Source organism: Kitasatospora sp. MBT63, from assembly GCF_000710465.2.
Lineage (GTDB): Bacteria > Actinomycetota > Actinomycetes > Streptomycetales > Streptomycetaceae > Kitasatospora.
This window is the reverse complement of the sequence record NZ_JAIZ01000074.1, coordinates 1-20,197: the sequence shown is the minus strand read 5'-3', so window position 1 is coordinate 20,197 and position 20,197 is coordinate 1. Positions and strand designations below refer to the sequence as shown.

Below are 20,197 nucleotides of genomic sequence, written 5' to 3'. Positions count from 1 at the left end.
TGGTCCGGCCGCCCAGGCCGGCGGCGGCAGCGGGGGAGGGTGGAACGGCCGCGGCCCCGGCCCCGGCGCTCCCTCCGAGGGCCCGCCGGCGAACGACTCGAAGTGCCCGCACTGCGGCGGGCAGTTCACCGCTTGCTCCTGCCCCCTGCACAAGACCCCTCCGCCCACCCCGCCCGCCGCGCCGCCGACCGAGGAGCTCGAGGACATCGAGCAGGAGGTCACGGTCCAGGTCAAGGTCGGCGACGAGAAGGCCAAGGAGAAGTCCAGGTTCAAGCGGGCCCTGCCCGAGGTCCTCAAGGCCACGCCGAACAAGACGGGCAACGGCTGGCACAGGGCCCGCGTGCTGTGGACGGTGAAGTGGGTCGGCCCTGTGGTCCCGGCCTGGGGCTTCGACCTGCTGGAGAAGGCGCAGCACCTCATCCTCTGGTTCCAAGGCCCCGGCGAGCAGTTCTGGATGTCGGTGACCTTCGTCGGTGTCGGCGCCTTGATCGGCTGGCGCACCCGCGGCTGGTACCCGCCGCTCGCCTGGGTCCTGCGCATGCCCTTCGCCACCGCGCTCGTGGCCGCCCTGACCGTCACCATGCCCCTCACCTGAAAAGGAGTCACCCCGCCATGTCCGAGATTCTCAACACCGCCGTTCAGCTCGCCGCCGCCCCCCCCACCTCCGTGGGCACCGGACTCGGCGTCATCACCGCCGCCGGCCTGGCCGGAGTCGGGACGATCGGCCAGATCGCCGTCCTGAAGAACGGGGCCAACCCGAAGATCGCCGGGAAGCTCAAGTGGGAGCACCTCGCCCTCGCCGGCTACATCAACGCAAGCCTGTACGGGGCGGCCGGCTGGGAGGGCCCGCACGACGCCATCACCAGCGCGACCGGACCGATCGCCGCCTCCTGGGGCCCAGGCGGCGTGGCGCTGGGCATCACCGCCATCCTCTGGCTGCGCACCCACGGCAAGTGGCGGGCGAGCATCCTCGGCTTCTCCGCAGGTGTGCTCTACGCCACCGCCGGCGGCTGGTGGTCGATCGGGAGCATGGCCGTCACCTACGTCGCCAACATGGTGCCTGGGCTGGGGAAGTGATGGCCGTGGACGCCGTACTGACCAAGGAACCCACCGCTCCGGCCGCTGACGTCGAGGAGATGGACGTCGAGGAGATGGACGTCGAGGAGGAGGACGAGGCCGAGGAGGTGGAGGGGGCGCCCAAGCGCGTCGCGCGGGCACTGTCCGCCACCTTCCACGCGGCGCTGCCGTACGTCGTCGGCATCCAGGCGATGAAGTCGCTGGCGCTCGGGACCTGGGTCATCGCCAGGAAGACGGTGGTCTGGATCATCGACGGCGATGCCCTGGAGATTTTCGCGCCAGGAATCGTCCGGAAGCGGAAGGCGAAAGCCGCGGCGGCCAAGAAGGCCAAGGCGGCGCCCGCCAGAGTCGGCGGAAAGGCGAAGGCGGGGGCCAGCGCGCGGAGGCCGAAGGGGAGTGGCGCCAAGCGGCCTCCGGCCTCCGCAGTGAAGGAGAAGCCGGCGCCGCAGACGCAGCCCCAGCAGGCGGAGGGCAAGGAGCTCCCCGGGTGGATGCTGCGGCTCGGCGGCCTGCTCTTCGGCGGATTCCTGGTCGTCTACTACCTGCCCCACAACCCGGCGATCTGGATGCCGATCGTGCTGGTGCCTTGGGCCGCCGCCGCGTGGGTCTACGCGCCGCTGCCCGCGCCGAAGGCCGAGAAGCCGAAGCCGGAGCAGGAGCAGGAGCAGCCCGAAGAGGAGCAGGAGGAGGCCTTCGAGGACGACCCGGCGGGGGAGCAGCGGGTGCTGTCCCCGGAGCAGATCGCGGACCGCTTCAGGATGTACGTGGAGCACGCGGTTGCCGCCCGGTACGCCGAGGGTGTTCGCGGCATCCGGCAGGGCGTCCATCTGGAGGACATGCTGGCCGACCTGAAGCAGCGGGGACTGATCGCCGACCCGGCCTGGGACACCACCGCCCTAGCGGCCTACTTCCGCCGGATCGGCATCCCCCTCCGGGACCCGCTGCCACTGACAGTAGCGGGCAAGAAGAGGAACCGGATCGGCGTCGACTTCAAGGAGCTGTCCGCGGCCCTCGGCCGGGAGCCCCTGCTGCCCCCGCATCTGGTCCCCGACAACACCCCCCAGGAGGCCCCCGCCGGGCCCCCTCCCGGGGCCTCCTCGACCCCCTCCCGGGGGGTCCCGGAAGGGGCGCGGAGCACCCCCGCCAAGGCCCCCCGGGAGATGGCCGGATGACCCTCGCCGACAGCCCCGCAACCGCCCCTTCCACCACCCCGGCCGGGGCCGGCCGGGGGCCGCCCCTCCCCCACTTCACCGGCATGGCCACGCCCCCTACCGAATCGCCCTACCGGCGCCCCGACCTGCACAAATACCTAACCGCCTACCGGCCCTACCGTGACCTACCACCGCCCTACCAGCCCCGGGGGGGTGCGGCAGCACCAGCTGCCGCACCCCTCCCGACGTCTGCCCAGGGCATCTCGGAAGGCCGGCAGGCACCCCAACCTCAGACAGGAAGCAACATGTCCAACTGGCTGTACAGCCGGGCGCTGACCCTCGCCCGGGCCGGCTCCCCGTCCGCCGGAACCATCATGATCAACTTTGACGGCGTCATCCACGACCAGAACGACGGATGGCGCGGCGGCGAGGTCTACGGACCGCCGATCCCCGGCGCCCTCGAGGAGCTGCAGTTCCGGTCCGCAGGCGGATGGTCCCTCGCAATCGTCACCGCCCGTCACCACGACCAGCACCCCAACGTCGCCCGCTGGGTCGAGAAGCACACCGGGCTGAAGACGGTCGTGTGCGCGCAGCGCCACGCCTACTGGCAGGACAGCCGGGTACTGGTGACCAACGTCAAGCCGGGCGCGGTCGCCTACGTCGCCGACAACGCCGTCCGGTTCGACCAGGCGGCCGGCGGCTGGGCGACCGCGCTCTCCCCCCTGCCCTACGACCGCTCCGAGATCCTGTCCGCCGGGAGGCGGGGATGACCGGGGAACTGAGGCTGCTGCAGCCGGACATCCGCACCGATCTGCTCGCAGCACTGAGGACGCCGGACGCCGCGGGCACGGCCACCACCGCCGCCAGCGCCGCGACCACCGCGTCGACCGTCGAGATCGTCCTGCAGATGAAGGGCCACGAGCACGAGCCCGAAGACCTGTACTGCGAGAACCTCCTCGGCGTCCTGGGACAGCGCGCGCCCTACGTGCTGCTGCGTCTGCTGGAGTTGGAGGAGGAACTCCACCAGCTGCGCCGGGTCGGGACCGACCCGGCGCAGCTGGTGGGCGACGGCACCGGCGGAGTGGCCGGTGCCGCCCTTCCGGTGGAGACCCCCGCTGAGTGACCACGGTCTCGACGACGAAGAGATCGAACGCCGGACGGCCGCCGCCGAGCAAGCCGCGCAGGAAGGCAGGGACCGCGAGGCCGCCAGCCTCTACAGCAAGCTCGGCGAGGACATCCAAGCCGGGCACGGGCCCTTCGACACCCGCGCGATCGACGCCTTCGAGGCCATGGCCCGCGTGATCAGCGGCGGCAGCTAGAACCCACCGCCAGCCCGCCGATGACGTCGTCTGGACACCTCGCCCCAGAGGTGACAGACCACCTGCACCTCCGTGGCCGGGTGGCCCGCTGCGATCGGCGCAGTCGGGGCGCCCGGCCTCTCCGCACCCAGTGCCGCCAGCCTCGTGCTGGTGAGCACCTCGAACGAATCGAGTTCTCACATTGGTCACCGTCTTGCGAGTCGCCGCGCTTCTGGCCCTCGCCGCGCTCCTGCTCGCCCTGATGCTGCCAGTCACCCGGCGCTCGCGGCCCCTGCGTGCCCTCCGGTCCGCGGTAAGTCCCTGGCTCCCGCCGGCCGGGGGCGCCCGATCGCGGCTTCTGGCCCGCCGGGGCCTGGGTGGGGCCGTCGCCGTGTTCGGTCTCGCGTGCTTCGCCCTGGCGGACGGCGCAGTCATGGGACTTGCCGGATACGTCCTGGGTGTCGCCGGGGTCCTGCCTTACGGCACCTGACGCCGGTCTGCCGCACGCCATCCTGCCCACCTGACCCAGAAAGGCCCGGCCACCGCCATGACCGAACCGCTGGACCCCCGGACCGCAGCACTTGACCAGATCGAAGACGTGCTGCGCGAAATCACCTGGAGTTACGGCCACACCCACCCACCGATCCGGAATGCGGTCCGCAGCGCCCTCCGCCACCGGGCCGCGTTCGGCCGCTGGGCCGTGATCGAGTTTCGCATGCGCCAGCAGCGCCGGGCCGTCGAAGGGCTGCGCTGGCGGGACCGGCCCGCCTGGCTGGCCGACCGTCTTGCCGTGCTCGCCGTCTACCTCGCCTTCGCGTTCGCGTACTTCGACGTCAACACCCGAGGCGATCTCGCCGACGTTGGCATGGCCCTCGCCGTCACGGTCAGCTGGCTGCTCGTCCACCACCTGCTCCGTACGACGGCCTGGCACCCCGTCGCGCTGCGCTGGGCCCGCCGCACCGGCAAGACCTGGCCGCTCGCCGCGGTCCTCACCGCCGTCATCGAAGCCCGCCTGTGGCCCGACGGCTTCCTCGCTGCGCTGCTTGGCACCTGACGCGGTCGGGCCGCCCGGCGCGGCCCGATCCGGCGGGCCCACTGATCACCCCGCACCGTCAGCGGCTCCCGACCGCTTCGTGCCGTGGCGGTCGATGAGCCCGGAGGCCGTGGCCCTGCTGCGCAGCCGGATCGGCGGGGTGGAGGCGTGGGACGGCTGGATGCCGGTCGTCCTCGTCCGCTCCCAGCCGGAGCAGCCCGAGACCGGCGTCCGCCGAGGCTGGCTCGGGCGCCGGAAGTGACGCACGCCACCCCGGGGCTGCCCAATCCTGGGCAGCCCCGCTCCAGCCAGCCCGACACGATGGCGCGGCAGCGCACCAGCGACCGCCCGGTCCTGGACGTGCTTGACCGGGCCCGCACCGCGGCGGCCGACGTCGGCGAGCGGCTGATCGGCAAAGCCGCCGACAACCTGGGCTGACCACCCGGCCACCACCACGACGGCCTCGCCCGCGACCGCCGGACGGCAGTGCGGGCGGGGCCGTTGCCGTTCCACAGCGAAGGGAATCCCTCGATGAGCACCACGTCTTCGTCCGGGCACAGCCACCAGGTCGAGCACGGCCCTGGGGCCGGCAGCGCCGGCACCGCCACCTTCGACAGCGGCCACCAGGTTCCGGAAGGCCAGGTCCTCGGGCTGGTCCGAGCCGGGGATGCCGTGGTGATGATCGGGGCCAGCGGCTCCGGCAAGTCCTGGCTCCTGGCCGGCGTGCAGGACCAGGTCGTCGGCCTCGACCGTCTCCGCGCCCTGATTTCGGCGGCCGGTGACCAGTCGGCCACCCCCGACGCGATCTTGCTCCAGCACCAGCTGCTGACCATGCGACTGAGCCGGGGCCGAACGACGTACATCGACAACGTGTCCAGCAGGAGTCACCACAGGATGCACCTGGTCGACCTCGCCCACGCGCACGGCCGCCGAGCCGTCGCGCTCTGGGTCGACACCCCGGTCGAGACCAGCCTCCAGCGGAACGCGCTCAGGCCCGATCATCTGCGCGTACCGGAGGCCGTTCTGCGCGAGCAGCACCGGGAGATCGGCGTCGCCGCCGAACTCCTGGAACTCCTGCGCGTGGAGGGCTTCGACGAGATCCTCCACCACCGTGGCACCTGACCAGCACGCCGAGCTCCGCACCGAACCGCCGGGCAGCGCCTCCGGGCGCGGCCCGGCCCCAGCACGCCCCATCACCACGAAGGAGAACTCCGGATGAGTGCCACCAACGCGACCACGGGCCAGGCCGTCGGGCCGATGCCCACCGTGCCCAACCCGACCCCGAGCGGCAGCGCGACGGCGGAGACCACCGCCGGCGTTGGCGGCACGCCGTCCGCCTACACCGCCGACCATGCCCTCGTCGACGAGCTGGCGGCCGTCACCGGCGACCTGCTGCGAACGGAGCCGAAGAGCAATTTGATCTTCACTTCCGCCACTGCGGCCATCGCCGGGATCGCCCTCATGCCCAAGATGCCGCTGGCCGCCCTCGTCCTGGCCTCCGTCGGTATGGCCGCGACCCTGTTCGCCACCGTGCTGGCCACCGTGGTGGTGACACCCCGTCTCGACCGCACCCGGCCACCAGCTTCACCCGCTGGGCGGCGATGAAGCCGGAGGAGATCCCGGCCGCCCTCGCCGTCGACCAGCGGGCCGAACGCCTGCACAAGCTCAGCCGGCTGTGCGAGTGGAAGATGACCTTGCTGATCTGGGCCAACGTCAGCTCCATCCTCGCCATCGGCGCCATCGGCCTGGCCGCGATTCTCACGAAGTTCGCCGCGTAGCCCCAGCCGGTGCGCATCGCGGGAGTTGCCGGGAATCGGTGCCGCCCGCGGAGCGCACCGGCCACAATCGGTCCGGCCTCCGGCGGCAGTCCGGCGGCCGGAGCACGAGTCCGGGAGAGCTGTAGCAGCACGTCGCGCGCGCCGGACGGCGCGCAGAAGGGACACGAGCGTGAACGCACTTCCTCACCCCCCGCAGCAGCAGGGCGACAGCCCGGACGGGCAGCCCTCCGACCGAGAACTGGCCGCGGCCCTCGCCGCCGGGACCGTGCTCCTCGAGCTGCCGTACCGCGGTCATTGCGTCCAGGCCGTCAGCACCGACTTCGGTGTGTTCGGCCGGCGCGACGTCTTCGGGTGCCTGGGGGAGATCGCACCGCACACCATGAACCAGTGGACCCGGTTCCCCGACCAGCAGGCCGCTACCGCGTGGTGCCGCAACGTCCTTGCCGAGAGCCTCTACCGGGTCGGCCCGGCCGGCGTCGGCCGGCACTTCGCGGTCTGGCAAGGCACGGGCTGGGCGGCCGAGATCGACCTCGACCGCCAGCGCTACACCTTCGCGACGGGCACGCCCCCGGCCGCCGCCTACGACGTCCTGGACGCCCGCGAGGACGCCGACGAGCCGCTGACGGCGGTCGAGGCCCGCGGCTGGGCCTGGCTTCTCGACCGGATGCCGGACCCCGTCTCGCAGTGGCCGCGCAGCATGACGGACGAGTACCTGCGCCGCGTGCTGATGGCCGGCCTGCAGTAGTCCGCACCCCGACCGCACGGGAACACGGGCGGCGCCTCCGGCCGGCCACGACCGGCGGCGCCGCCCGCACCGGCCGCCGAGAAACCCGGAGCTGACCGACAGCGGCGGGCGCTACCATGCCCGAAGGTCGGTCGGGGACCTGACGATGCGCGAACCGGGAGTACCGATGGCCGACTTGAGCAAGCAGCCCGGGGCGAGGCCGGTGTTCGACCCCGCCGTCCCGGCCCAGACGCAACACGCCCTGGTCCACGTGGCCGACGCCTGCCCGGAACTCCTCGCCGACGCCGACGAGACGGGCCGGCTGGGACTTCGCTCCCGCACCAACGGGAAGCTGCTGCGCCGCAGCCTGGGGACGGCCGCGGGAGGCGGGGCCCTGGCGCTGGGGATCTGGATCTTCGAGGCGTGCGGGGGGCTCGGCGAGGACATCGACATGGGCACGTACGAGCCCTTCGACAGGTTCATGCGGAACGCGGTCGACGCAGGCTTGGCGATGGGATTGCTTCTGCTCATCGCCGGGGCCGGGTTCGCGGCCCTCCAGGTGTTCCTGGACACGGGCCACGACGCGGAGATCAACCACCACATCGACCAGGCCCCTGGCCGCTACGTCCATCCGAGCTGGTTGACTACCGACGCCGCCCTGCTGCTCGGCCGGGCCCAGCAGGCGATCGACATCATCTTCGCCTCCCGGCTCCAGCAGGACGACCTGGGCGGCCTGGGCACCGCGAACCGGATCCAGCTCCCGCAACTGCTGTGGGACCTCGCCGACTCCCTGCACCGCTACAGCAGGACTGCGCAGGCCGCCGCCACGGCGGTCGCCGACAGCCCGGAGGTCGACCAGCTGCTGGCGGCCGAGCGGGAGATGCTCGACGCCGTCCTGGCCGGAGCCAAGGAACAGGTCGAGGCGCTGGAGGACTACGCCGCCCGTGCCCAGGAGGTCGACCGGCTCGCGGCCGACCAGGCGGTGGCGGAGGGGATCGAGGCGCGCAGCGCCGAGGTGCGCGACCTGGTGGCCGGGACCGCCGCCGCGCGGATCGGAGTGGAAGGGATCACCTCGCTCAGCGCGTCCGCCGCGGTGGTGAGCGAGGCCCTCGCCGACGCGCTCCAGGCGGCCCAGGACGCCGCAGCCACCGTGCTGCCGGTCCGCTCGGACACTAGCCGCCAGCTCCCCTAGGGCAACCGCAAGGGCCCGATTCGCCTGGCGGCCGGCCCCAGCGCGGGCCGGCCAGGCGCCCAGGGGCCCGTGCAGTGCTCGGTGGCCGGGTCAGCCGGCCCGCTCCCCTCCGGGCAGGTTCAGGACGCGCCCGCCCGACGGCACCTGCGGGACGTCCCCGCCGGGAAGCCACCAGCCCGTCCGGTCGACATCGGGCCCGCTCTGCCCGTGGTGGAGCACCGCGACCGCCCGCAGCACACCGGTGACCGCCTCCTGGAGCGCGCGGGCCTCGGCCTGCCCGAACTCGGCGAGCCGTTCCGGCAGTCCACCCGGACACAGCCAGACCAGGTGCCGGCCGAGCTCCCGGAACTGCGCGTCCCAGTCCGCTGCCAGCTCGAGGTACCTCTTCACCGTCCGGTCCACTGACTGCGCGAGGCCCTCATCGCCGTGGCTCCGCCCTTCCACCGCTTCGCCCTGGAGTACCTCCGCGTCGACCCCGTCCAGCTCCTCCCGGAGGTCCGCGACTGCGGCCTGGTAGGAGGCGAGGGCGGCTCGCTGCTCGGAGACCGTGCCGGAGACCGCGGGCGACAGCCGCCCGCCCGGTTCGGGGACCTCTGCCAGGTTGGCCGCCGCCAGGGGGCCAAGGCCCCTGGCGCGGGCTGGAGTTCGGCTGCGCACACCCCGTCCAACGAGCCGGCCGGAAGCCGGACACCGGCCCTCGGCGGCGCCCGGGGCGCGCGTTCGTTGCAGAGTCGGCCGGTGACCCCGCAGGCCGCCGGGGCGGCCGGGCCCCGCCGGACGCACTCCGGCCCGGGCAGTTCCGCGGGCCTTACCCGCTGCGGCACCCCCTCGGCCCCGGCGATCTGCCATCATGACGCCAGGGCGGCCCGTCGCGCAGCGACAGCCGACGGCCAGGTGATGGCTGGCCGACTTCTCCCCGCATGCGCGGGGTTGGATCATCCAACGCCCCTTCGGGCGCGCACTGCCCTCCCTGCACGGCGCAGGGCGACACCCGGGCCCCGCCACGGGTGTGCACCCCCGTCACCATCCAGGAGGAGCCGTCGTGTTCAAGAGCACCGCCACCGATCAGATCGTCCCCGCCGTCACCGTGGCATTCCCGGGGCTGCGGCAGGTCGCACCTCTCGCGTTGGGCTCCGGGCTCGACCAGGTGCAGATCGACCGGGACCTGACCGCCCGCTACGCCTGCGGCCAACTCACCGTGCACGTGAAGGTCGGCCAGGCCAACCACCTCAGCGGCGATCCGGACGACGAGAGCCTGCAGCGGCGGGTCGACGCCCACGCCACCATGCTGGTCCAGAGGCTGCACCCGACCGAGCTTCCGGCCGGCGAGTGGACGATGATGGCCCCCGCGGCGGAGATGCACTTTCCGACGGCGTACATCGCGGCGACCGACAAGCTCACCACCCCCGCGTTCGCCGATGCTGTGATCGCGGTGGTGGCCCAGGCACTCCACTACGCCACCGCTGCTACCGAGCAGGCCACGCCGGTCGCCGCCGACCTGGCCGAGGAATCCCGCTGGGCGGCCGAGTGCCCGCCCGACAAGCCGGTGGCCGCCTATGTGAGGACACGGCGCCGGGAACGCGACAGGGCCCGGCAGGAGCAGCAGATGGAGGCGAGCGCGGCGCGCTGGGCCGCGGTGAAGGCCGAGATCGACGAGCCCCCGGCACAGTAGCCCCTGTCCCGCCGCCGGCCGCTAACCAGGCCAGACGTCAGACTCCGTGCCCCGGATCGGTGAACCCCTCCGCGGGCACGGCCTGACGGGCCATCATGTTCAGCGTGGACGACCTCACCCCCGCGCCGGGGTATACCGCTCATCTTGACCAGCTCGGGGCCCGGGCGCGTGATCTAAGTGCGGAGGACCGCAGCCGGATCGAGGAAGCCTCCGCGCGAGTGCACGAGAGCCCAACACCAGAGGCAGTCGGCGAGCTGCTCGCCGCACTGCGGGCGGCGGGGTTCGAGTAGGCCGTCGGCGCGTACGGGCTGGATCCTCCTGCGTGGCGTCGTCCGGTGCGTGTGTCCCTGTCGCACGCCGTCCGGGGGCACCTTGTCCCTGGGGCCTGTCAGCCGGCGGCCCCATAATGAAAGGGCCGCCATGTGGGCGACGTGCGATGGGGAGTGCTGATGGGGTTGTTCCGGTCCGGCCAGGGTGATGCCGTCATCGTGGACCCCGGTCTGTCGAAGCAGGTCAGGGAGACGGTGCGCCTGCTCGCACGACAGCATCCCCAGGTGCTCACCGACCCGTCCGCGCCCCTGCCCCGGACCGCGGGCTTCGACTACGGGCGGCTGGCGCTGGCTGCACGCGGGTTTCTCATCAGCGTCGTCCTCGCCACCGCCGTAGCGGTAGGGCTGAGCTGGGGGATGCCCCGGTTGATGGCCGCTGCGCAGCCGGACGCGAAGCAGCCCGACTTCTTCCAGCCCATGATCGTGTCGATGTGCGTCCTGGTGGTGATCATCAGTGCCGCTCTGGAGTTGCTGCGGGCCCGGGTCGACGGAGGGCGCGCCGCGGTTGCCCGTCACCTCGCCGAGGCCCGGGGCCACTACCTGCTGCCCGGCCGGGATCTCGACCGCGTCACCTGGGCATCGGCGGTGCGGGCTCGGCGGGCACTGGCCAGTGTCGCGGCCAGTACCTTCCTCCTGACGTCCGTCGACGGTCCCGACCACAAGGGGCTGGCCGGGAGTTTCTGGCTGCTGGCGCAGGACATGGCCAGCAGCCACAGCAGTGCGGCCATGGACTCGTTCGCGGCGGCGGTCGAGGTCTACCTCGCGGACATCGAGGCGGCCGACGCGATCAGCTTGACGCCCACCCGCTCTGGCCCGGACAAGCAACGGCACGAGCAGGCGATCGAGCGGGCCAACGCAGCCGGCCGCCACGCCATCGCGCTAGCGACGGCCACCTGACCCGCACGCCCATCCCCAGCGAAGGCTCCATCCGGCACTCGGGTGGAGCCTTCGCCTATAGGCCCGCCTCAGCGAGGGGTTGTCCGCTCCCAGGCCGAGGCAGGTGGGTGGCGCGACCCAACGCGTCTGCCAGCCGGTTCGGCCCCGGCGGCGACGGAGGGGTACGGTCGGTGCACGGTCAGTGGACGGAAGTGAGAGGGGAGCCCATGCAGCCGATGAGCCTGGACATGATCGCCGCGGTGGTCGACGGCCGACTCGACCAGGTGCCGGACGCGGACGCGCTGGTTACCGGCCCGTTGGTGGTTGACTCCCGCAAGATCACCCTGGGCTCGCTGTTCGTGGCGTTCGCCGGCGCGCACGTGGACGGACACGACTACGCCAGCGCCGCTGTGACGGCAGGCGCAGCCGGGGTGCTGGGGTCGCGGCCGTGCGGCGCACCGGCGGTGCTGGTGCCGGACGTCATGGTGGCCCTGGCCAAGCTGACCCGCTGGCAGGCCGACCGGATGCCGGGCGTGGCGAAGATCGGGGTGACCGGCTCGTCCGGGAAGACCAGCACTAAGGACTTGTTCGCCCAGGTCCTCGCGCGGGCGGGGATCACCCACGCCACGGTCGGCTCGCAGAACAACGAGATCGGCGTTCCCCTCACGGTGGCCAGCTGCCCGGCGGACGCCCGGTTCCTGGTGCTGGAGATGGGCGCCCGCGGCATCGGGCACCTGACCTACCTGACCGACATGGTCCCGCTGGACGTCGCGGTCGTCCTCAACGTCGGCGCCGCCCACGCCGGGGAGTTCGGCAGCAAGGAGGACACGGCCAAGGCGAAGGGCGAGCTGCCCGCCTCGCTGAGGCCGGCTGGGCTGGCGGTGCTGAACGCCGACGACCCGCTGGTGGCGGCGATGGCTGCCCGCACCAGCGCCAGCGTGCTATTCTTCGGCCGCTCCGAGGCGGCGCAGATCCGCGCCACCGACGTCGTGGTGGACGAGGGCGGCCGGGCCGGCTTTCTGCTGACCACCCCCGCCGGGCAGGCCGAGGTCCGGCTGCAGCTGCTCGGCGAGCACCACGTCTCTAACGCTCTCGCGGTCGCTGCGGTCGCCCATCATGCGGGCCTGGCCCCGGCCGAGATCGCCGACGCCCTCAGTTCGGCGGTGGCCTCCACCGGCTCCCGGATGCAGCGCCACGACCGCCCGGACGGCGTCACCGTGATCGACGACGCCTACAACGCCAACCCGGACTCGATGGCCGCCGCGCTGCGCGCCGTGGCCGCGATGCGGGGCGGGCGGCGCACTGTCGCGGTGCTCGGCGAGATGCGCGAGCTCGGCCCGGCCTCGGCCGCCGAGCACCGCACCGTCGGCGCCCTGGCCGCCGAGCTCGGCACCGACCTGGTGGTCGCGATCGGAGACGGCGACGCCGAGCACACTGCCGCCGGTGCCCGCGATGGCGGCGCCGAGACCCACTTGGTGGCCGACCGCCAGTCCGCGGCCCGCCTGCTGGAGGACCTGCTGCGCCGCGGTGACCTCGTGGTGGTGAAGGCGTCGCTGTCGGCCGGGCTGCAGGAGTTGGTGAAGGACTTGGTGACGGTTCCGGCCTGACCAGCCCACGTGCTGGACGCGGCGGTGCGCCGTGGCGGGAAGTCCGCCACGGCGCACCGTTGTACTGGGGCTGGTTGGTCAGGCGACGGTGGACGACCAGAGAGTCCGGGGGTTGGTCTGCCCATCGGGGCCGGCGGTGGGCAGCGGCCGCCGGCCGTGGCCGAAGCGGTTGTTGTCGAGGATGAGCATCTGGCCCTGCTGAAGCGGGTGGGCGTAGCGGACGGCGGGGCCAGCAGCTTGTAAGTCGCCTACTCCGGACTACCCCACGGACAATCTTCAAGATCTTCTGCAAGTGGCGGCCGGTGCGGGCCAGGACCGGGTCTAGGCTGTTCACCCTGTACAGCCCGCCGGTTGCCCTCCCTAAGCCGCCGGCGTCCTGACGGGGCGACAAGCTGGTGAGTGCTCCGTTCTTCACGATCTACATCATCGCCTTCGCCACGATGGTCCTCGCCGCTTGCTCAGCTCAGAGAGCGGTGGTCCGACGCAGCCAGCGCCGTGCTCCTCACATCGTCATCGCCCTCAGCATCGCGATCATCGTGCTCTCCGTGATCCACCTGGCGGTGTCCGTCTGGACCACCTACCAGTGGCTCACCGGGCGGTGCAGCGGCACCCGGTTCTGGATGACGGTCCTCGGTGCGGCCCTCGGCTATCACGCCCAAGCCCTGGTACCGGAACCCGAGTGGAGTCGACGGACAGCGTAGAACCGGCTTTCCCCGTCGTCCCGCGCTCGCGGCCACCGGCCGCACCGTGCACCGCATCGACCGTGACCAGCCCGGCGGCGACAACCTGCACGTCCGCGCCGATGCGCCGCCACCGACGCCAGCTGGGAGCTCCTCACCGAGCGCAGTGGCCAGTGCATCCGGCGAATCATCGGTGTCTGGTCGGGCCCGGGTGGGCGTCGAGGTCGAGCCCCCACACACCCATTTTCTCGGGCGTGGCCTGTCTGCACGTCAGTGATCGCGGGCCTGTTGTCGGTGGTCCGTGGCATCCTTCTCGCGTTCACCGGCAAACGGTGATGCTGTTCTTCTCTGCGCAAGCGGAGGTCGAGGCGATCACGCCTCCCTGACCGCGTCCGTACGCCCCTACGGCGTGCGGGAGAGGATTTGCTATGCCCGCCACCCCGCCCGAACTCCCCCCGTACGTGTACTTCACGCCCGTCACCGTGGGACTCAACGACGGAAGCACAAACGCGGTGCTGATCATCAGCACCAACGACCCGCAGGTCGTTCGGCACCTCCCGCTGCCCGAGGCCCTGTATGTGTCGGAGGACGGCAAGCTCGGCATGTGCGGGTCGAACGTGCAGACCCTGGACTGCCGCCGACTGCCGGAGGACTGGCAGCAGGCCGCAGCCCCCGCCGACGGCTATCAGGCGCAGGCGATGGTCTGCGTCGTGCAGGAGGCGATCCCTCACCACCCCGACGAGCCGCCGGGCTGGGCCCCGGATGCATTCCCCTCGGCGGAGCCGCCGCAGTGGGCCGCCGACGTGCTTGCCGAGCGGTACCGGATCGCCGCCCGCCCCGTCCCGGTGACGATCGGCGGGCTCGCGCCCATCCCAGCCTGGAGGACCCCGACCACGGTGGAGGCCTGGGCGTCCCGAATCTCCGGCCCGAACTGAGAACGCCGGCGCTCCAGGCAGCCCGCCCCAGGAGCGGGCAAAGGCACTCGCAAGAGTGAACGTGGATAGAGGCATTTCTGACGAGATGTCAAGGGCTACGCTCCTTTCTCGTTAGGGATGTCTCTATCCACGTCAGCTGTGCCGGGAGTCGCTTTGAGAATCACCCTGATCGCCGAGGAGACCGAAGGCTCCCTGGACGAGCGAGCTCCAGCAGTAGGTCGAAGGGCGTCCGGCCGGGGCCCGCCACCACTTTCCGTGTCTTCGGCACCCCTACCTCCTCTCCTTCACTCCAGGATGGTCCGGCCGCGATGCGGACGGCATACGCCGCTTTCTGCTGGATGCCAGGGCCCGCCCGAGGCCGCGCCGCTGTAGGCTGAGAGCCCTTGCCGGGCGCGTACTTCGATCGCGGGGCCGCTCACACCAGGGATCCTGTGCAGGGCCAGCCCGCGACCGAAACGTCTGAGGACCATTGAGGGAGCGGCTGCAATGGCTGATGCGCCTGGTGGCGCGATCACACTTTCCGGCGGGCGGATGACCCCAGGTCTTGTCCGGGTCGGTGATTCCGTGCGCAGGCCGGTGTCAGATGCGTCAGAATTCGTTGCCGCTCTCCTGAATGTTTTCGAACAGCGGGGATTCGACGGCGCCCCGAAGTATCTCGGGCAGGACGATGGAATGGATATTCTCAGCTATCTCCCGGGTGAGGTTCCGGCGCGCTTCCAGGTCTGGAAGAACGAGCAGGTGGCGACGGCCGGTGCGCTGCTGCGCGCCATGCACGACGCCACGCGAGGCAGCGAATTGGCCGGCCGCTCGCCGGTGGTATGCCACCACGATGTCGGCCCAAACAACGCCGTCTTCGTCGACGGAATCCCAGTCGCATGGATCGACTTCGACACCGCGGCCCCCGGCTCGCCCCTGGAGGACGTGGGCTACGCCGCGTGGACCTGTTCTTCGCGCTCAGCGTGTCTCATGAGACATGACGCCGGTCACGATTCATGCGCTGGACCTGGGAAGCGCTGGTGCTCGCGAAGCCTCGGGGAACAGCGCGCCTCGACAGCTGCCTGACACAGCTGGATCGAACGATCAAGGCGCGGGTCAACATCTCGCGTGGGCGGCCTGCCGCGGGCAGCGGCCCGGTGTGACTGCCGCATCATGGACAGTGGCGATGGAAGGGAACCAGTGGCATGCCCGAGACTGATGACGAGGTCGTCCCCCTGCGGGGAGGCCGCATCACTTCCGGCGTCGTCCGCATCGGTGACACGGTCCGGCGACCGGCCTCGGCCGCCTCACCGTTCGTCGCCTCCCTGCTTGATCTGCTGGAGAGTCGAGGCTTCACGGGGGCCCCGCGATATCTCGGTCGTGATCAGGAAGGTCGGGACACCTTCAGCTATCTGCCGGGCTGGGTTCCGCCCAAGTTCCGGCCATGGACCGACGCGCAGGTTGCTGCGGCCGGCGCCCTGGCCCGGGCGATGCACGAGGCCACCCGGGGCAGTGATCTTGCCGGTCAGCACCAGGTCGTGTGCCACCACGACCTGGGTCCGAACAACGCCGTCTTTCAGGACGAGATGCCGGCCGCCTTCATCGATTTCGACATGGCCGCGCCGGGCAGTCCACTGGAGGACATCGGGTATATGTCCTGGCTGTGGTGCCTGTCGTCGAAGTCAGAGGCTCCTCCCGTGGATGTTCAGGCCACTCAGGTGCGCGTGCTGGCCGATGCGTATGGCCTGGCCGGTCCTGAGCGTGCTGTGCTCGTTGACGCGATGCTGGAACGGCAGGCCCGTAATGTCCGTTTCTGGGCAGAGGTGCAGGTCGGCTTTCTGGCTGTCGAAGCCACGGCCCAGCAGATCTCGGATCGCATCGCCTGGTCCCGGCGTGAGCACGCACACACCGCTGAGCACCGCAAGGTGTTTGAAGACGCCCTGAAGTGACTCCCACGTTCTTCGATAGCTGAGGCAAGCCGTGGGTCGCAGGCCCTAGCATCGGCCTTCGGCCGATCCGGTAGCCCGATCGAGAGCGGTGGGGACTGCTACCAAATGATTTGCCCCCTGGTCGCCACGGCGGTGATCCCCGCCCGAACCCATCGTCGACTGCTTGGGTGGTGCCACCTTCCGTAATGGCGAGTCAACGCGTCTAGCTAAGGCGCTGGGCTTGGCACCCGTGACACTGGAAGGACTCGTACCGTCGCGGGAAGGAGCGGGCATGGCAGCGCCCGATCACCCCATTCCTCCATCATGGGCTGCTCAAGGTAGTGACCTGCCGCTAGAGGCCGAGTCCGTTGCGCGGGTGCGCGGATGGGATGTTGTCGCCTTCGAGCGTCCCGAGCAGTTCGCAGCGGCCCTGCAGGCTCTCGGCTTACCGCCGGACGAAGTAGCCAGCGGGATAGAAATCCTTCGGGCTGCACAGGCTGAAGCCTCGGATGCGGTACGAGCGTTCTGGAAGTCTCAGCCCCTGGCGTACATCCGGGCCCCCGAGGACCTCTTGAATGAGGCCGGACAGGTTCATGAGAGAGCTCGGAACAGTGCGTTGAGCCGACTTCGCGACTGGTTCGCGGGCCACAGACTTGCCGTTGAGGACCGCCAGCTCATTAAGGTTCGCTTGCCCCTGTTCGTCCTGGCGGCCCATCCCGCAGCAGGCTGCTCCGCAACCTACAAGACGACCAGCGACCGCAGCCGGCAGCTTGGCTGGAGCATCGAGATCGCTGGCAGCGGTATGGGTGGCGAGGCCACGGTCCTGTCGTCAGTCACCTCGACGCTCATCGCTGAGGCCGGGCAGGTGTGTTTGGTGTTCTTGCCGGTCACCGTGGCCGTGGAGCAATTCCGCATCACTGCGAAGAACGGCGCGACGGTCAGCTCCGGCCAGCGCATCGACGTCTCCCCAGCCAGGGATACGACTCCTGTGCCCGGAGGGCTTCTGCTAGCCCCCGAAGCTCTTCTGACACCCGGACGCCTAGTTCGGGAGTACGAACTCGCTGGCTACGCTGCCGGAGTACCCGCCGAGTTTGAGCACGTCTACCAACAAGAGCGAGTTTCGAAGCTTCAGGTTGGGGTGATGGCAAACGGCGTCGGGCTTGCCGTCACTGGTGTGGCCAGAATGGAGGCGGCCGTGACACTCACCTACACGCTTGTGGGTGGACGCGACTACCGTCTCTGCCAGCTTGCCGATGCCGAGGGTCTCATGTGGGGGTGAGTGGGCATCGGAGCACGTTCAAGGGCCACTCTTCGTACAGTAGGACAGCGCTCCCACAACCGGCTGCCAGACTGAGCGGGTGATGCACCCTGGCTACTACATAGGCACCGCGCCCGACGGCAGCCCCACCATGACGTACCTTCAGGGCCCCGATACCTGGTGTTGCGATACGCACGTACTCGACCTGGAACCGGCAGTCGATCTCGTCGGCGCCGCGGTACACGAGGCCGGGCACGCCGTTGCCGCTCTCCTTCTCGGCATCCACGTCGTCGATGTCGAGCTCACCTCCCAGGCGGTGGAACTGAACTGCGCCCCAGTCGTCGCGGTGAACGGCTGCACCTCGGTCACGTACGAGGTGCCCGAGTCGGCCTATCTAACGATGCTGGCGGCCGGAGAACGGGCTCACCAGCGGTGGCTTATCAACCAGGGGCTGTGGTCGCCGGAGCGGGCGTGGGCTGTCGAACGAGGAGCGCGCGACGACCAGAGCAAGGCCGTCGGGGTACTCAAGGGGCGGTTTCCGGAGCCTGCCTTCATCGGCCCGGCCCTGCTCTTCTGGCAGTTCAGGCCCGCTGCGGACGCCCTGCTGCAGGCAAACTGGGACAGGGTAGCCAGCCTTGGAAGGGGCCTCGCCCATCGGATACACCTGAGCGGCAACGAGGCGGCCGAACTGACTGGCTTGGCCAACCCTCCGGGACCGCAGGCAGGTTCGGAGTAACCTCGCCGTAGTAGCTGCGCCGACGCCGACCTCCGCCGTCTCATCGCAGGCCCTGCCAGTTTGGGCTTGTTGGAAACGCCTGGCCTCGAAGTCTGAATTCAAGCCCTTGACTGGGAATCTCAGAGGGTATGTAACTCAACCGAGCGTCGACAATCGGTTGGAGTAAAGCTCGATCGCCCGCGCGGTCAGGAAGAACTGCTTCTCCACCTCAAAGGGGGCATCAGGCCGGACAACGGGCCCATGCCAGCCAATGTGCCCCCACTCTTCAGGCCAATTCCAGTTACGCCCCTGATCCCTCATTCTCGCCGCAGCTTCAGTCCCCCACGGGAGATCCAGAACCCGAAGAATCTCCTCACGCCTAAACTTCAGGATCTCAACAAATTCCGCTAGCGTCGGAAGCGGCATCTCAGCCCGCTGGTCGCGTTCTTTGAACCTCCCAACCGCTTCGGTCAGCACCTCGTATCTGTAATCAAATTCGGGCACCTCGGAGGCGATTACCGACCAGAAATGATACTTGTTCGGCTCGCCTGGCGGAGGCCACCAGGTGCCATGACTCTTGAAGTCATACACAAGATGCTCGACCAAGTACCTATGGCGGACATTGGCGAACAGCATGTCCCCGACACAAAGAGCATGCATAGCTTCATTGTCGTCCATGCTGGGTGCACGCAGCAGTTGATCAGTGATCCAGAAGTAGTCCGTCAGGGATGCGGCGACAGACTCGCTGAGGACGTCCTTGTCAGACAACACGGACACCAAGGCCTCGGGGCTACGGATCCGGCGCCGATTAAATCCCAGCCTGACTTGACCGAGCCCAATGAGCTGTTCCTCAATCGCCAACCGCGTGGCCGTTAGGTCCTCTGACGACAATCGGCGACGCGTATTCTCAGGGGATTCTTTGACTTGCTTCTGAAGCGTGTCAAGCCGCAGTTTCAATCCACCAAACTCGGCCTCTTGCACGTGAGGCAGCAAATCGCGAATCTGGCGACGAAAGAGAAAGATAACGGCAAGGATCGTAACGGGCCATACCAATGTGCGAGCTGCGTCAACACCCAAGTGGGCCCAGTCCATACCGGCATTCTCCCAGCCCGGGTTTGTCCTGGCCGCACATTAGCGCTCGGCGTGTCTCGAAGTGGCCTTGCACACCGGGCGGCCTTGCTGGCACTGCTCTGCTCCGCCGCCACCCGCTTCCACAGCCGAGGGCGCCACCCCGCATCGGCCCGGATCGCGAATCCTCGGCGAGCAGAACTCGGCGTGGCTGCTGAAACGATCTGTGGGCGGGCGGCTTTGGGGGTACGGTCCCGTGCACACGGGTTCAAGGCATGCACGGGATGGGGACCAGCATGGCACCTCCAGGCGGAATCAGCATCGGCCAGCGGATCGCGGCCTACGAGGATGTGAGGGGTTTGAGCCACCGGCAGCTCGCCGACCGTGCTCACGTCTCGTACAGCCTGCTCACGAAGGTGGTGTCCGGGCACAAGCCGGCGACGCCGGAGTTCGTGGCAGCGGTCGCCAGGGCCTTGGGAGTTGAGCCGGGCGACCTGCAGCCGCCCTCGTACAGTGACGGCATGGCCGATGACCCGCTGGTCCCGCTGATGGGGCCGATCCGCACGACGCTCGACCTGTACGACCTGCCGCCGCAGGAGGTCGTGCGCCCGCGGGCCCTGCCAGCGCTGCGGGCGGCGGTACGGCAGGTGAACGCACTGGCCCAGGCCGCGAAGTACAAGCCGATGGTGGCGATGCTGCCGGGGTTGCTGGTCGAGCTGCACACCGCCGCGCACGAGTTCACCGGCGAACAGCAGCGGCAGGCCTGGGGTCTGCTGGCGGAGGCCTACCGGTGCGGACACTCGGTCGGGATTGCGATCGGCCTGAACGATCTGTCCGCGACGGCTCTGGCCCGGATGGACGATGCTGTTGGTGATCTTCACTGGTGAGAGTGAGGTTGTC

25 protein-coding genes and 1 pseudogene are annotated in these 20,197 nt (G+C 70.1%); 24 read left to right on the top strand and 2 right to left on the bottom strand.

Going from position 1 to position 20,197, the window contains the following annotated elements; genetic code table 11:
* The 14 genes and pseudogenes from AA75_RS49030 to AA75_RS05215 form a co-directional block, all read left to right on the top strand.
* Positions 1-595, top strand: a pseudogene (locus AA75_RS49030) (hypothetical protein); the annotation flags it as partial.
* 17 nt (positions 596-612) lie between these two features.
* Positions 613-1,077, top strand: coding sequence for a hypothetical protein (locus tag AA75_RS05265; protein WP_033818571.1), 465 nt, complete (start codon positions 613-615; stop codon positions 1,075-1,077).
* 5 nt (positions 1,078-1,082) lie between these two features.
* Positions 1,083-2,249, top strand: a complete 1,167-nt coding sequence (locus tag AA75_RS05260) for a hypothetical protein (protein ID WP_149037956.1) — start codon at positions 1,083-1,085, stop codon at positions 2,247-2,249.
* A 284-nt stretch (positions 2,250-2,533) separates the two neighbouring features.
* Positions 2,534-2,998: a hypothetical protein gene (locus AA75_RS05255; RefSeq protein ID WP_033818569.1), complete on the top strand. Its 465-nt coding sequence runs from the start codon at positions 2,534-2,536 to the stop codon at positions 2,996-2,998.
* The gene (locus AA75_RS05250) at positions 2,995-3,351 is read left to right on the top strand and encodes a hypothetical protein (RefSeq protein ID WP_033818568.1); all 357 of its coding nucleotides are present in this window, start codon (positions 2,995-2,997) and stop codon (positions 3,349-3,351) included. The genes AA75_RS05255 and AA75_RS05250 overlap by 4 nt, the downstream gene beginning before the upstream one ends.
* On the top strand, positions 3,317-3,547 hold the full coding sequence (locus tag AA75_RS05245) for a hypothetical protein (protein ID WP_033818567.1): 231 nt from the start codon (positions 3,317-3,319) through the stop codon (positions 3,545-3,547). Before AA75_RS05250 ends, AA75_RS05245 begins: the two co-directional genes overlap by 35 nt.
* Before the next feature lie 526 nt (positions 3,548-4,073).
* The gene (locus AA75_RS05235) at positions 4,074-4,580 is read left to right on the top strand and encodes a hypothetical protein (protein WP_033818565.1); all 507 of its coding nucleotides are present in this window, start codon (positions 4,074-4,076) and stop codon (positions 4,578-4,580) included.
* A 94-nt stretch (positions 4,581-4,674) separates the two neighbouring features.
* Complete coding sequence (locus AA75_RS49025; protein WP_158515439.1) at positions 4,675-4,821, top strand: hypothetical protein; 147 nt, start codon at positions 4,675-4,677, stop codon at positions 4,819-4,821.
* Entirely contained in the window at positions 4,818-4,997 is a 180-nt protein-coding gene (locus AA75_RS47065) for a hypothetical protein (protein ID WP_149037955.1), read from the top strand. The genes AA75_RS49025 and AA75_RS47065 overlap by 4 nt, the downstream gene beginning before the upstream one ends.
* Before the next feature lie 93 nt (positions 4,998-5,090).
* Complete coding sequence (locus AA75_RS05230; protein WP_051811878.1) at positions 5,091-5,681, top strand: AAA family ATPase; 591 nt, start codon at positions 5,091-5,093, stop codon at positions 5,679-5,681.
* Between the two features lie 93 nt (positions 5,682-5,774).
* Positions 5,775-6,164: a hypothetical protein gene (locus AA75_RS05225; protein ID WP_033818564.1), complete on the top strand. Its 390-nt coding sequence runs from the start codon at positions 5,775-5,777 to the stop codon at positions 6,162-6,164.
* Positions 6,161-6,337 carry a hypothetical protein gene (locus tag AA75_RS49020; protein ID WP_158515438.1) on the top strand — a complete coding sequence of 59 codons (177 nt, stop codon included), beginning with the start codon at positions 6,161-6,163 and terminating at the stop codon, positions 6,335-6,337. The genes AA75_RS05225 and AA75_RS49020 overlap by 4 nt, the downstream gene beginning before the upstream one ends.
* 169 nt (positions 6,338-6,506) lie before the next feature.
* On the top strand, positions 6,507-7,082 hold the full coding sequence (locus AA75_RS05220; protein ID WP_033818563.1) for a hypothetical protein: 576 nt from the start codon (positions 6,507-6,509) through the stop codon (positions 7,080-7,082).
* A 166-nt stretch (positions 7,083-7,248) separates the two neighbouring features.
* Positions 7,249-8,253: a hypothetical protein gene (locus tag AA75_RS05215; RefSeq protein ID WP_033818562.1), complete on the top strand. Its 1,005-nt coding sequence runs from the start codon at positions 7,249-7,251 to the stop codon at positions 8,251-8,253.
* 90 nt (positions 8,254-8,343) lie between these two features.
* On the opposite strand, the gene AA75_RS05210 is transcribed toward AA75_RS05215, so the two are convergent.
* Positions 8,344-8,910: a hypothetical protein gene (locus tag AA75_RS05210; protein WP_033818561.1), complete on the bottom strand. Its 567-nt coding sequence runs from the start codon at positions 8,908-8,910 to the stop codon at positions 8,344-8,346.
* 385 nt (positions 8,911-9,295) lie between these two features.
* On the opposite strand from AA75_RS05210, the gene AA75_RS05205 reads away from it, so the two are divergent.
* The 9 genes from AA75_RS05205 (at position 9,296) to AA75_RS05165 (ending at position 18,250) form a co-directional block, all read left to right on the top strand.
* Entirely contained in the window at positions 9,296-9,925 is a 630-nt protein-coding gene (locus tag AA75_RS05205; RefSeq protein WP_033818560.1) for a hypothetical protein, read from the top strand.
* A 449-nt stretch (positions 9,926-10,374) separates the two neighbouring features.
* Positions 10,375-11,151, top strand: a complete 777-nt coding sequence (locus AA75_RS05195) for a hypothetical protein (protein ID WP_033818558.1) — start codon at positions 10,375-10,377, stop codon at positions 11,149-11,151.
* Between the two features lie 206 nt (positions 11,152-11,357).
* Positions 11,358-12,737, top strand: a complete 1,380-nt coding sequence (murF, locus tag AA75_RS05190; RefSeq protein WP_033818557.1) for a UDP-N-acetylmuramoyl-tripeptide--D-alanyl-D-alanine ligase — start codon at positions 11,358-11,360, stop codon at positions 12,735-12,737.
* A gap of 395 nt (positions 12,738-13,132) precedes the next feature.
* Positions 13,133-13,438: a hypothetical protein gene (locus AA75_RS05185; protein WP_033818556.1), complete on the top strand. Its 306-nt coding sequence runs from the start codon at positions 13,133-13,135 to the stop codon at positions 13,436-13,438.
* A 407-nt stretch (positions 13,439-13,845) separates the two neighbouring features.
* On the top strand, positions 13,846-14,352 hold the full coding sequence (locus AA75_RS05180; protein WP_033818555.1) for a hypothetical protein: 507 nt from the start codon (positions 13,846-13,848) through the stop codon (positions 14,350-14,352).
* A gap of 486 nt (positions 14,353-14,838) precedes the next feature.
* Positions 14,839-15,414, top strand: coding sequence for a phosphotransferase family protein (locus tag AA75_RS45180; RefSeq protein WP_082526264.1), 576 nt, complete (start codon positions 14,839-14,841; stop codon positions 15,412-15,414).
* Positions 15,415-15,533: 119 nt separating this feature from the next.
* Complete coding sequence (locus AA75_RS05175; RefSeq protein ID WP_033818554.1) at positions 15,534-16,277, top strand: aminoglycoside phosphotransferase family protein; 744 nt, start codon at positions 15,534-15,536, stop codon at positions 16,275-16,277.
* Positions 16,278-16,548: 271 nt separating this feature from the next.
* The gene (locus tag AA75_RS05170) at positions 16,549-17,535 is read left to right on the top strand and encodes a hypothetical protein (RefSeq protein ID WP_149030218.1); all 987 of its coding nucleotides are present in this window, start codon (positions 16,549-16,551) and stop codon (positions 17,533-17,535) included.
* 130 nt (positions 17,536-17,665) lie between these two features.
* A complete protein-coding gene (locus AA75_RS05165; RefSeq protein WP_149037953.1) occupies positions 17,666-18,250 on the top strand; it encodes a hypothetical protein in 585 nt (194 codons plus the stop codon).
* A 135-nt stretch (positions 18,251-18,385) separates the two neighbouring features.
* On the opposite strand, the gene AA75_RS05160 is transcribed toward AA75_RS05165, so the two are convergent.
* A complete protein-coding gene (locus AA75_RS05160) occupies positions 18,386-19,321 on the bottom strand; it encodes a hypothetical protein (RefSeq protein WP_043463880.1) in 936 nt (311 codons plus the stop codon).
* A gap of 260 nt (positions 19,322-19,581) precedes the next feature.
* Between AA75_RS05160 and AA75_RS05155 the strand changes: the two genes are divergently transcribed.
* Entirely contained in the window at positions 19,582-20,184 is a 603-nt protein-coding gene (locus tag AA75_RS05155) for a helix-turn-helix domain-containing protein (protein WP_199520265.1), read from the top strand.
* Positions 20,185-20,197 lie beyond the last annotated feature (13 nt).